The 12,425-nt window shown below is 45.6% G+C and carries 10 protein-coding genes and 1 pseudogene; 6 read left to right on the top strand and 5 right to left on the bottom strand.

What is annotated here, in order from left to right; genetic code table 11:
* The first annotated feature begins 79 nt into the window (after nucleotides 1–79).
* Complete coding sequence (locus BEN30_RS17595; protein ID WP_069959609.1) at nucleotides 80–1,159, top strand: IS5/IS1182 family transposase; 1,080 nt, start codon at nucleotides 80–82, stop codon at nucleotides 1,157–1,159.
* 208 nt (nucleotides 1,160–1,367) lie between these two features.
* Here the strand turns inward: BEN30_RS17595 and BEN30_RS19300 are convergent, their stop codons facing one another.
* The 5 genes and pseudogenes from BEN30_RS19300 to BEN30_RS19060 form a co-directional block, all read right to left on the bottom strand.
* Nucleotides 1,368–1,682, bottom strand: coding sequence for a hypothetical protein (locus BEN30_RS19300; protein ID WP_084005700.1), 315 nt, complete (start codon nucleotides 1,680–1,682; stop codon nucleotides 1,368–1,370).
* A gap of 2 nt (nucleotides 1,683–1,684) precedes the next feature.
* Nucleotides 1,685–2,125 carry a helix-turn-helix domain-containing protein gene (locus BEN30_RS17590; protein WP_069959608.1) on the bottom strand — a complete coding sequence of 147 codons (441 nt, stop codon included), beginning with the start codon at nucleotides 2,123–2,125 and terminating at the stop codon, nucleotides 1,685–1,687.
* A gap of 96 nt (nucleotides 2,126–2,221) precedes the next feature.
* The gene (locus tag BEN30_RS17585) at nucleotides 2,222–4,468 is read right to left on the bottom strand and encodes a bacteriohemerythrin (protein WP_084005699.1); all 2,247 of its coding nucleotides are present in this window, start codon (nucleotides 4,466–4,468) and stop codon (nucleotides 2,222–2,224) included.
* Nucleotides 4,469–4,507: 39 nt separating this feature from the next.
* A complete protein-coding gene (locus BEN30_RS17580) occupies nucleotides 4,508–5,113 on the bottom strand; it encodes a bacteriohemerythrin (RefSeq protein ID WP_069959606.1) in 606 nt (201 codons plus the stop codon).
* A 373-nt stretch (nucleotides 5,114–5,486) separates the two neighbouring features.
* Nucleotides 5,487–6,609 (bottom strand): annotated as a pseudogene (locus tag BEN30_RS19060) (ISAs1 family transposase).
* Nucleotides 6,610–7,056: 447 nt separating this feature from the next.
* Here BEN30_RS19060 and BEN30_RS17570 point away from each other — a divergent pair.
* The 5 genes from BEN30_RS17570 (at nucleotide 7,057) to BEN30_RS17540 (ending at nucleotide 12,169) form a co-directional block, all read left to right on the top strand.
* Complete coding sequence (locus BEN30_RS17570) at nucleotides 7,057–7,398, top strand: hypothetical protein (protein ID WP_069959604.1); 342 nt, start codon at nucleotides 7,057–7,059, stop codon at nucleotides 7,396–7,398.
* Between the two features lie 8 nt (nucleotides 7,399–7,406).
* Entirely contained in the window at nucleotides 7,407–7,724 is a 318-nt protein-coding gene (locus tag BEN30_RS17565; protein WP_069959603.1) for a conjugal transfer protein TraD, read from the top strand.
* 62 nt (nucleotides 7,725–7,786) lie between these two features.
* Nucleotides 7,787–8,908 carry an IS4 family transposase gene (locus BEN30_RS17555; RefSeq protein ID WP_084005697.1) on the top strand — a complete coding sequence of 374 codons (1,122 nt, stop codon included), beginning with the start codon at nucleotides 7,787–7,789 and terminating at the stop codon, nucleotides 8,906–8,908.
* Nucleotides 8,909–9,628: 720 nt separating this feature from the next.
* Nucleotides 9,629–10,462 (top strand): phosphate/phosphite/phosphonate ABC transporter substrate-binding protein, encoded by an 834-nt coding sequence (locus BEN30_RS17545; RefSeq protein WP_069959599.1) that lies wholly within the window; start codon nucleotides 9,629–9,631, stop codon nucleotides 10,460–10,462.
* A gap of 135 nt (nucleotides 10,463–10,597) precedes the next feature.
* Nucleotides 10,598–12,169 (top strand): ATP-binding protein, encoded by a 1,572-nt coding sequence (locus BEN30_RS17540; RefSeq protein WP_069959598.1) that lies wholly within the window; start codon nucleotides 10,598–10,600, stop codon nucleotides 12,167–12,169.
* Nucleotides 12,170–12,425 lie beyond the last annotated feature (256 nt).

The following is a 12,425-nucleotide window of genomic DNA, read 5'->3' as shown; positions in this document are numbered from 1 at the left end:
AGCTGGACACCCGTATTAACCTCCCCATTTTTTCTGTTTTGTGATTCAATCGTTCCATCGGCTTGATAGGGAGAGATTGATGGAACAACGCGGTTTTTTCAGTTTGTCGGAACACCTTGCGCGTCTCAGCGAGGACGGTGATCCCTTGGAGGTTCTGGCGGCGACGGTTGATTTTGAATATTTCCGAGGCTGGCTGGTCGAGGGTCTTGGTTATGGCGACGGCGCGAAGGGTGGGCGTCCGCCGTTTGATCCGGTGTCGATGTTCAAGATTCTGATCCTACAAGCCCAGCACAATCTGAGCGATGCGCGGATGGAATTTATGATCCGTGACCGGCTGTCGTGGATGCGGTTTCTAAACTTTGATCTCGGCGCGCCGACGCCGGACGAGAACACCATTCGCCTGTTCCGCAACAAGTTGACGGAGACCGGCACGTTGAAGCGGGTGATGAAGGCGTTCGACTGGCAACTCTACAAGAAGGGCTACATTCCGATGTCGGGACAAATCGTCGACGCCAGCCTTGTTCCGGCGCCCAAGCAGCGCAATACCGATCCGGAAAAGGAGGCCGTCAAGGCGGGCAAGAGCGCTCACGAGATTTGGCCTGATGAACCCAACAAAGCAGCGCAGAAAGACGTGGATGCGCGCTGGACGCTGAAGATCGGCGGCAAGGTGCGCCATCGGCCCGACGGCACGCCGCTGCCGATGATTGCGCTCCCGGTGTTCGGTTACAAGTCACACATCAGCATCGACCGCCATTTCGGCTTTATTCGCGGGCAACATGTGACGTCGGCCTCCGCACCCGATGGTCGCCAACTCAAGCATGTGGTTGGCACGGACAACACCTCTGGTGAGGTCTGGGCCGACAGCGCCTACCGCTCGCAAAATAACGAAAAATGGCTTGCGGGGAAGATGCTGGTCAGCCGCATTCATCGCAAGAAGCCCAAGGGCAAAGCGATGCCCGAAGCCACGCGTAAAGCCAACGCCAAGAAATCATCGATCCGTGCCCATGTGGAGCACGTCTTCGCCCACCAGAAAAACCGTTTCGGTCTGTTCATCCGCACCATCGGCATCAAGCGGGCAGAGGCCAAACTGACCCTCGCCAACCTCGCTTACAACATGGACCGCCTGATCTTCCATGAACGCCGCGCCGCCATGGGATGAGTCCGCCCAAAGCGCGGAAACTCACAGCAAAACAGCCCGATCAACGTGATCGGAGAACCAAAACCTCGAGCAATATCTGCCAAAATCGGATATCCGAGCCCAAAGCGCTAAAATTCTTGGGTTAATGCGGGTGTCCAGCTTGCATTATAACATAAATATAATGAAATATATTATTTAAATTCAATTACTTAGACTTAATGAGTGGGCTCTATATAACGGCAACTCTCAAGGCCATCGTAGCAGGGCACAGGCAAAGCCAGATCGAGTCGCTCCTACCTTGGAACCATACCGCAGAAATAACCCCCGTGTGATCATCGCACCGCTTACCATGAACCTTTATCAACGACAATGCATACGTTTGCGAATGCGTCGGGCCCAATCTTTCATCGGATGGGACTTGCGAACAATGGTCAACAGGCTGTTCGCGGCTTCGTAAATTAAGACTGCGCAATAAGCCGTCACCAAATTTTGAGATGCGACCCGAATAATCCATCTCACCTGATTGATATCGCCTTGATGTCAGGCCTAAATACGCGCCACCGCTTGCGGCTTGCGGTGCTCCATCCCCAAACGATGAAGCAGCGCAACCAACCCCGAGCGGCTTTGATAGGTGATCCCGAACTCTTGCTCAATCCACGCCCCGACATGGCGCGTCGTGCGCGGCAAGGTATCGGTAATCCAGGATTTCAGTTGCTGGAGCTGCCGGGCGTTCAGATGTCCGGCGCTACCCTCGTAGCCAAAACCGGCCAAACCCTCGATCCCCTCTTCCCTATAGAGCCGAAACCAAGTCCTGACCGTATCATCATCAAGCAGAAATACCGAACTGACCTCCGCGCAACTCATGCCTCGATCCAGAAGCACAAGTGCGTTGGCGCGGCGCGCCAGACGATGCTCGACCAAGCCATTCCGAGCCAAATCAATCAACTCTGCCCGTTCCGTCGTGGTTAAAAATCCTGCGCGTATCATGCTGACAACAAGAATCCTTTAAAATGAATTTGGCAAGGATTTTTCGCTTATTCAATGAGTCGGAGTATATCAGTCAAGCCCTGCCGGGCAATAAAACTAATTCGATATTAGGCCTTGTGTATTGCTCAAGGAAATCGACTTTCTCATTGTGTCAATGAGAAGCTCAGTGGAACAAGGTTTTGAAAGAAACAGATGGCTGGAACCCACCAGACGATACGTGGCATCCTGATCAACGTGCCCAGAAAGCACAACACGGGCTGTGGAAGGATAGTGTTTTTCTACTTTTCCCAACAACTCTTCTCCGCTCATTGTCGGCATCTGCATGTCGCTCACAATGATGTCGTAAGGCTTTGTTTCCATCAAGCCTAAGGCTTCCTCACCTTCGGATACAAAATCCATATTCCATTCATCAGACATTCCCCTCAAAGATCGTTTTAATCCGTCCAGAACATGCTGTTCATCATCAACAAAAATTACATTGATGTGTTTTTTGGGGGATGTTTCTGATTTATTTGAAAGAAGATTAGCTGATTCTAGGTTACCGGATATTTTTTCAGCGCTACGATTGCTAACGTTACCAATCTCAACCAGTACATCCGAGATCTGTTGTTCCTTGCCAATAATGTATTTTGTGTATTTCTGATCGTCTATCAAAATATGAGGGAGCAGAAATTCGCGGGCAAAGTCTCGCAGTGTCCTAGCAATATCAACATTGCGATCAGAACGCCATTTCTGAACAATGTTGTCTAAAGTGGATGTAAGCTTTTTATGACCTTTACGATGATGCTCCAAATCAGGATATTCGCACATTTTCATCACCGCTTCTTCTCTATTTAAGTGGCGTGCGAAGTATTTTGAAAGTTGCTCAATGGCAGTATTTATTTCTTCATCAGTCACACGCATCGAAGAAATTTTATTTATTAATTTCACTAGCCACTGATGGTCTGCGTCTAATTCATCAACACCAACACTCAGGTGATCCGTCCAGATGATAACATTTTTGTTGGTTACAAGCGGCAGTTCCAGCCAAAACGTAGATCCTTGGTTGATCTTACTTTCAAATCCGACGTTTCCAGCAAGACGCTCCACCAGCAGTTTTACAACTGACAGCCCCACCCCCGTACCTTCAACAGTGATGTGTGGGTTAGTTTGAAAGCGATTATAAATTTCAAAAACTTTAGGAAGGTTTTTATCCTCAATACCAATGCCCGTATCGGTTACCGAGAGATGAAAAAATCCGTGATCGGTTATGCTCCCCTCGATTGTGATAAGGCCTCCTTCTTTGTTATATTTGATTGCATTTGTAATGTAATTTATGACCATCTGCTTAAAGCGATCTGGGTCGGTGTTGAGCATAGCCGATGCGCTACTCACCATATTTTTGATTTTAATATGTCGCTTTTGGGCTAATGGAGTCAGCATCGAAACACAATCTGAAACAATTTTACCCGCATCAACAGTATCAAGATAGATTGTGGCGCGATCAGCTTCAATCCTGGCTAGGTCAAGAACTTCATTGATAAGATTGAGGAGACCAACACCGCTGGTCAAAATGATATCCACAGCCTCTTTCTGTCCAGGCATCAGAGGCTCGTCTTTCCTGTATTGCATCATTTGGGCAAAACCCAGGATGGCATTCAAGGGGGTGCGCAGCTCATGACTCATAGAAGCTAAAAACTCAGATTTAGCTTTGCTTGCAGCCGTTGCTTTTTCTAAAGCAACAGAGAGATCGTGCTCAGATCTGAGCAGTTCCAGTTCAGTCTCTTTTTGCTCCGTTATGTCGGCAGCGACGCCATCAATCCGAACAACATTGCCGTGTTTATCCTTGACTGGAAAAGCCCTGTCCCAAATCCAACAGGACTGTCCATCTGGACGTTCAATTTTATAAAGTTCGTCGTAGCCACCGAGGGCTTGTTTCCCCATTGCGGCAACAACCCGTTCCCGATGTTCCTGGCATATCGCTTCTATAAAACTTTGCGGGTTTTGGTATAGGCTTTTGCACGTTCTCCCCCAAATGGTTTCATAGGCGGGGCTAATATAAAGTATTTTACTTTTACCTGGATCACTCATCCAAAATACTTCGCCTATTTTTTTTGTCACCTGACGAAAAAGGGACTGCTTAAACATGAAGGGGCGGATTGCAAAAAAATACACAAGAGGTGATGCAATTATGCCCAGTATTACAACATCTAAAATAGGCTCTATGGAAAAACTAAGGCTTAGAGGTTTTATAAAAACGTCCAGTACAAACATGACAAAAAGTTCGCAGCCCATAAAAATAAGAGTCACTCTGAGAAGCATAGATAACATGCGTTGTTGGTTAATATTCAAGAATTCCGACATCAATGTATCCCCTAAGCAACACGCCGCAGACCACAGACATTATGTAAAAAGAAACCGTGCCCTTTTGAGTTTCTTTTTCTGAAGTTCATTCATTAACTGCTCTAACTCTCCCGTCAAGCCATGTTCTAAAATCACTTCAATACAGTTCTCAATGAGGGCAGCCTTTGCACGAGGTACACAGACAGATATTTTAATGCATGTGTCGGCCTTTTCTTGTGCTGACTTCTGTACATTTTTTTCACCACGCATATAGGGGACGTATTTCATATCCTCTTTAAGAATATGCTTTTGCAGCCATTTAAAGAGAAAAGCCACCGCCCTCGTAATTTTTACTTCCTCTGGAGAGGTTGTAAAAAGAGACCGTAAGCCTTGGACATCATGTTTTAGTATTTCATGCAGTTGCTTGTGTTCATTTATGTCTGGATAGCCCGCGCTTTCCATAAAACGTTCTTCCCGCTCAAAATGGTAGTGAATATAGTTGGATAGAAGCGCTAATACATTTTCAATTTGCTCCGTGTTTTTGTGTTTCAGGTCGTACGCATGAAGGGTACCAAAAATATCAAATAATTCCTTGTGATCATTGTCGATAGCCCGAATGTGGGTGCTAAACTCATCTGACCACAATAAATTATCATTAACTTCCATTTGCAGGACTCCCCTCTGTGTTGACTCACCCCACCCATAGGCACGTCACATGAATGCTTTCTATGCATATTAGAACATTATAAAGTCATAACACATATCCCCAAATGGGGATATGACGGGCAAATGGTTGCGCTTGTAATTGAGGACGGTCATCTGTTTTGGTGAACAACACGAAGGACGGCATGTAATCGGCGTGATTGAGCATGACATGAACCTTTACGCCACCCTTTGCTCAGCGATATTTGGCCCAGGGGAAGAGATTCAAGCACAAGGACACAGTCGTCGAATTCAGGGATAGAAGTTTGTTCTTGAAACGGATCCCGGTCTTGCCGCCGCCCAACCGCCCCTGTCCCCCAGGGCTGTTCAACGCTAACTATTTGAGACGATAATCAAATACTCTGTTGATATCGAGGGCATTGCACCATAGGGCATTGGCAATGTTTTCCTCACCGTTTATTCGCAGGATATTGAGGGCGAAGCTGCGGGCACGGGCGAAGATGCCTGGGTTTGTTCTGATACGACTGGCGTCTTCTTGCATAGCGACATCGCGGACGTAGTGATTGCGGTTTTCAACACCCCAGTGGCTGCGAATGGCACCGGCGGATTTCTCGGCGCTGATGGCGGCTGAGCAAAGGTAAAATGAAACCTCTTCCCTGCGGTCCCACAAGCCGTCTTTAGTACGGCGGATCAAGGTTGATCTGGTGACACGGACAACCCGTTTAATGAGGCCGTTCCATTGGGTTTTAAAGAGACCAGGAACAGCATCGAAAACCTCGACACGGCGGGTTTCATGCCGCGAACGCCTGTTGGGGTCGATCGCTTCATGCTGGGTTAAGGGCGGCAATGTTTCCGTGATCGCTCTGACTTTGAGCAGCAAGGCGGACTGGTTGCCCTTGACTTGAACAAGGAGATGGCTTTTCACCTTGCGGGCCGCCAGAAATGTTTTTTTGGCAGTGCATGGCATCAAGGGTGAACAGACGGCCCTCAAGGTCTAGGGCTTCTATCATCGCTTGGGCAGCGGGGATTTCATTGCTTTTTTCATCCACTTCCAGATGCCCAAGGATCAGGGCGTTATCGACGGCAAAGGCGCTTAGAACATGGGCGGCCTTGCGGTCGTTGAAGGTATCAAAACTGTGCCGGAGCGTCTTACCGTCAATCGCTACCACTGGCAGAGATTCAACGTCATCCCCAGCTTCGCTTCCACTCAGTTGTGCGGCGTGTCGTCGGAAAACCTGCTCCACTTCGGCTCCATCAAGCCCGCGCAGTATCGTGCGAATGGCACTGTAGGCAGGCACCGCCTGCCAGCCAAAGCCAAACGCCTTGTTGAGAGACTTGCGGTGAACCCTAATGAAGCCATGAACCTTACGGTATGATGTGGCCCCGGACAAAATGGCGAGGATCGTCGCCAGCAATACGGGGCCAAGCTGCCATTTCTTACCCTGCGAACGGCGCGGGTCGGGGATTTGCCCCAACAGTTCCAAAAATGCTAACGACATGAGTGCTCCTGTAATTCATCTGCACTCACATAGATTCAGAAAAAACCCGCTTTGGGAATCCCTTACTTCACTTTAAAGTAATTAGCGTTGAACAGCCCTGCCCTGTCCCCTAAAGCACTCCGTGGCTGTCAAAAACAGATGCACGGCGGGGCGGTGCTCGTTGGCTACCGGGACGACCCGCACCGCCGTGCGCAACATCAAGAAAAGGGGACCACTATTGCTCCGCCCAGCGGCCCCTTTTTACTACGCCGTTGACACGAAGGGCCGCCGCAAATCTCACGAAGACTATCCGCTCGCGCCAGATGGCAGAACAGCAAGGGAATAAACCGTCCACACCATCACGTCATTACCTATCCCCATATGGGGATTGTTAAAGTCATAAAATGGAGTAAGCATTGTATATAGCAATAGTTATATGGATATTTTATTCTGTAAAAGGTCCCGTAAATGACCCAACATAATGTTGAATTTAATCAGTCCGAAGATGAAAATGGAACCGACATGCACTGCTTAGATATTGAATTTATAAAAAAATATCTCTCTTCGGAGGCTATAGAGTTTCTCCTGAACAAGGATCCGAAACAGCACATCTCTCTCAATCCAAAAGATAAATATATTTCGTTGAAATCTTGTGCGGTCCTTTTGGATCTCAAGTTTGCTGTTGATGATGCAATTTCCACGCTGAACGCAGAAGCATACGCCTTAGCCAAGAGTGGCATAGATATTTTGAAGTTGCGTGAACGGGTTGTAAAATTTAGGGATGACCTCACCAACAACACATTTAATTGAGGTGTTGCATGCTCAAAAGAGAAACCAATAAGCTCGGCTTTCAAGGTCATCCCGCATGTGATGATCCCTTAAGAGTGTTGCGGGTTGTCGGAATGGACAATCTCGACGAGGCCACACTTTTGGGCATGTTGCTTGATGCAAAAAGCTACATAAAACAGGAGGGTGTTATGGAACACGCTTACAACAAAGGCGCAGCAGCCATTCGTATTCTGTCCTCCCGAAACATGCAAACACCTGAGCCCGTTTCTTCGCCATCAGCGTCGTCACTTCAAGACCCAGACACCAAATGCCTGGACTTGTCTGAGTGCCCACAGCACCCGACTTAACGGGATAAACACTTGAAGCAATTCATACTTTAAGATCCTCAAACCACTGAAAGTCTTTGAATATGAACAGAACGCTGACTAAGTATTTATCCCTGAAGTTAGGAAACCACATCCCTCTCTGGCGCACAAGCCAAGAAACGCTTGTTTGGCTTGTTACGCTGATCATCCAAACCGGAACGGTCAGTCTTTGGCGGCTTGCGGGTCATGTTGATACACGGTCAAAAACGTTATCTGTACATCGTCGTTTTGAACGTTTTTTTCAACATATTCGTCTTGATGAAGGCTGTGTTGCCCGTCTGGTTGTGCACATTATGGGACTGTCTGGAAAGCCCTGGCACTTGGCCATTGATCGAACAAACTGGAAGTTTGGGCGATGCCACATCAACATTCTAATGCTGACCATTATCCATGAGAAAGTCGGCATTCCCCTTTTTTGGGTCTTGTTAGGCAAGGCTGGGAATTCCAATGCCAAAGAGCGCACAGACCTCATGCCAAAACTCAACAAAGTCTTCCCAAATCAACCCATAGCATCTTTGTCTGGGGATCGTGAATTTATTGGGGAGGCATGGTTTAATTGGCTTCAAAACCAAGGCATTCCTTTTGTTTTGCGCCTGAAAGAAAATATGTTCATTTGGCAGGATGGATATGCTCCGGCTCCACTATCGGCCCATGCACGTCATCTTAAAAACGGTCAAAAATGCATTTTAAAAGGGACGTGGTATTTAGGTCGAGACCCATCCAAAACAACAACGCCCATAAAAATTTCCATGATGCGTTTGAAAACCGGAGAAATGCTTATTGTCGCCACAAGTCTTATCCGCATCCAAACGGCACTCCCGATCTATCGCAACCGATGGGGCATTGAAACGTTATTTTCCTGCTTGAAAACACGAGGTTTAGGATTGGAAGATACGCATATAACAAATCCGCATAAATTAGCAACGTTGATGAGCGTATTGGCGATTGCTTTTTGCATCGCCTACAAAACAGGACTTTGGGTGGCGAGAACTAAACCACCACGACGCAAAGCCCATGGCCGATTGCAGCAATCCATCTTCACGCTCGGCATCAATGTGTTTAGAAAAGCCTCAGTCAGAATGTCTGAATTGGAATTGCGCAATTATATGACCGGGTTGTTCAAGCCAAATATACCTCGAAAACCGTTGTACGGCCTTGCTTTATGAGAAGAGTCGGGTACTGTGCTGAGTGCCTCAAAATAACCTATTGAAATAATAAAAGGCAATAGTGACTGTGGCTTATCCCGTTGTCCCAGGTCATAAACGCAATGACTGGCAAGGGACAAAGGTCTGGAAGGTTTGGTGCTGATTTTACTTCTCTGAGGAACAAAATGAGCCGGATGATGGTGATTATACGAAATAATGCTCATCTCTCTCCAATCTATTGCAAGGTGCTCCCGGATGCCTGGGACAACGGGATAAGTCTTTAGTGACTGATTATTAATACTTGCGATGGTGAAAAATGAGTGATTTATGTTTTTGATAGGCCTATTGAGGCTATAGCGCACGGCTTATCACGTTGACCCATGGCAACTTGATCAAATCAGGAGATCGAGCCGCATTATGGGTATCAACGTGACATGCCTCTGTCCACCGACCACGCGCTTATGTCGTATTGGGACATCATCAAGCGCGGCAGCCCCCGAAAATCAGCCGGTGAACCGAAAGTCCGCCGCCGATGCAAGACCCAGGACGGTGATCAGTTTGACGGTATCGGGCAGAGGAAACGGGTCAAGCCGCCCCAAAAGGGAGATAATGGGGCAACGTGATAAGCCGCTATAGCGCCAGCATATGACAATTTATTGAAGTATATTATTATTTTTTTGGAAATTTGGGTGACCAGTATAGCCATCGCGAGTGAACACCCTTTCGATGTGCCCTATTTGTATGAAAGGAATTGATGTGTGTAAGTTTTTTGTTTTGATTTCCACGATATTGGTATTAGCGGTTAAACCAGTTTACGCTGTTGAAAACTCTTTTTCATTTGGCTTCGTTCCTCAACAGTCTCCATCAGTTCTCGTAAAACTTTGGGGGCCAATTCTGAAAAAACTAAGCCATGATACTGGTTTAACTATAAATTTTAGCACGGCTCCTGACATTCCTACATTTGAAGCTCGATTAGCTGCTGGAGAATATGATTTTGCCTATATGAACCCGTTACATTATACGGTTTTTTCTCAGAATCCAGGATATCGTGCATTTGGCAAACAGAAAGGAAAAAATATTAAGGGTATATTGGTTACTCAAAAGGATACCCTAATAAAAAATTTGAAAGAACTTGATGGGAAAGAAATAGCATTTCCTGCGCCTGCTGCATTTGCAGCAACTATATTGCCACAATCTAATTTGTCGAAAATTGATGTTAAATTCACTTCTAAATATGTAGGAAGTCACGATTCAGTTTACATTGGTGTCGCGAGGGGGATGTTTGTTGCAGGAGGAGGCATCCAACGAACGTTGGAAACGGTCGACCCAAAAGTCAAAGAAAAACTAAATATTTTTTGGGTCTCTGAAGGGTATACGCCTCACGCATTTGCAGCACACCCGAGAGTGCCAACAAATGTTGTTGATACTGTACAAAGAGTTTTACTTAAAATGTTTGATAATAAAGATGGGAAAAAACTGTTAAATGAACTTGGGTTCACACAAGGAATAGAACGCGGCACTGATTCTGACTGGAATGACGTAAGGGAACTTCAGATAGATATTCTTCCCAAATAACACTTTCATAGGCACCTCTAAAAATACCATTTTTGAGTTTTACATATCAATAAAACCAATGGGTTAAAGCCTATTAAGAGCGATATCTTTCCATTTCTAGAGGTGCCGTCATGACTATTTTGAAAGTTTATATACATGTTGCTTGGAGTTAAGAGCCTGCTTTCAAAACTCTCATTTCGATGGAAGGCGATCGTTTTTATCGCATCTATAGAAGGCTTGTTTAATATAATGTTTGCCATAGTCGTGGTAAGTGTAATGCAAAATAATTTGGAGGAGCAGTTTATAAAGAGAGCCGAAATCACAGCGCGCCTTTTTGCCTCCAGTGCGACTAACGCTGTATTAGCAGTGGATATTGCTTCCCTAGAAAGCATTGTTGACGACATTATGGTCAATGAGGATCTTATGTATGCACGCGTTAGCAATATGACTGATGTACTTGCCATACGAAATAAATTAAACCATAAAACCACACCAAATTTTTCTGCAAATTTTAAACGCTTAGATATTACGGCGGATGTATATAATGTGGCATACCCGGTTAAAGTTCAGAATAACGTATATGGACAGGTGGAAATAGGCATATCTACGGGTAGTCTAGGATTTATTATTTCTTCACTTCAGCACAAGTTTATATTTATTGGTTTTGGGGAAATTTTATTTTCTGCATTAGTTTCATTTTTGTTAGGTTCATTTTTGGTTCGTCGCCTAGTAAATCTACAAGATGCTGCTCATGCAGTCGCGGTAGGGGATTTTAGTTTTCGAGTACCTGATGAAGGTAGTGATGAATTATCACAAGCCGCTAAGACATTTAATAATATGTCATATTCGCTAGAATTATTAGTTACAAGCTTAGAGGAAGCTAACCAAGAACTTAAAAAACAATATAAGGTCTCCGAAGAGTCACGCAATATAGCTGAACATGCAAGTAAAGCTAAAACAGATTTTATTAATATGATAAGCCATGAATTGCGTACACCAACACAGGGTTTAAAGGGGCCATTTGAAGAATTAGCAAAGCAAATATATTTGTTTAAAGGAGTGCAAGGCTTACAACAAATGAAGATGTCACTTCCTTTAGAGTGCCGTGGGACGCTTCAGGAATCATTAAATGACCTTGTGACAGAAGTCGTTGAAATCGCTAGTGGAGGACTTGAATCTGCCAATCACTTGCTTTGTTTAATAAACCAAGTTTTGGATTTTGCAAAAATGGATTCTGGTAAATTATCCATCACTCCAAAGTTAGTTAATATTGCAGCTGCAATTAAAACCACTATCAATATTGTCGGCTCTACAATCACAAAAAAAAATCTAAAATTAAAAGTGACTGCTTCTGATAATTTATGGGTTTGGGCGGATCCTGTATGCTTAAATCAAATCCTTATTAATCTGCTCGGAAATGCCATCAAATTTTGTGATCAAGGGCACGTTAGCGTATCTGTTGAACAAGAAAAAAATGTTGTGCACTTTGTCATTAGCGATACTGGATGCGGGATTCCGGATGATAAACTGGATGTTATATTTAAAGCATTTGAGCAAGTTGATGATAGCATGAAACGCCAAATTGGGGGGACAGGCTTGGGTCTGCCATTGGCCGCAGGTTTAATAAATCGACACGGTGGTAAAATTTGGGTGCAGAGTACGTTAGGTGTTGGTAGCCATTTTCATTTTACTTTGCCTGCAAATGCTGATCTAAAAGTAGTAAAGTGATTTTGGAGGGGAACCGGTATTGGTTAATGCCGCAAATTATCAGGCGCCATTGAGCGTGCTGGAATGATTGTATGCGTCAGGCGTGAGAGTTGGATGATGCCCGCCTGGCCGAGCAGTTGATCCGTAATCTAGAGCCTCCCCACCCCTAACCCTCCGCCGAAGGCCGCCTTCATTTTGCATTCTATATCTGGGATTGTCTATCAGCGGGCAATTGATGTCCGTTTAAGGATAGATGGACATCTACGGTGATGACGGA

Origin of the sequence: Magnetovibrio blakemorei (assembly GCF_001746755.1) — a bacterium.
In the GTDB taxonomy this organism is placed as follows: domain Bacteria; phylum Pseudomonadota; class Alphaproteobacteria; order Rhodospirillales; family Magnetovibrionaceae; genus Magnetovibrio; species Magnetovibrio blakemorei.
The sequence above is the reverse complement of the archived record's forward strand: the minus strand, read 5'-3'. Positions and strand labels throughout refer to the sequence as shown.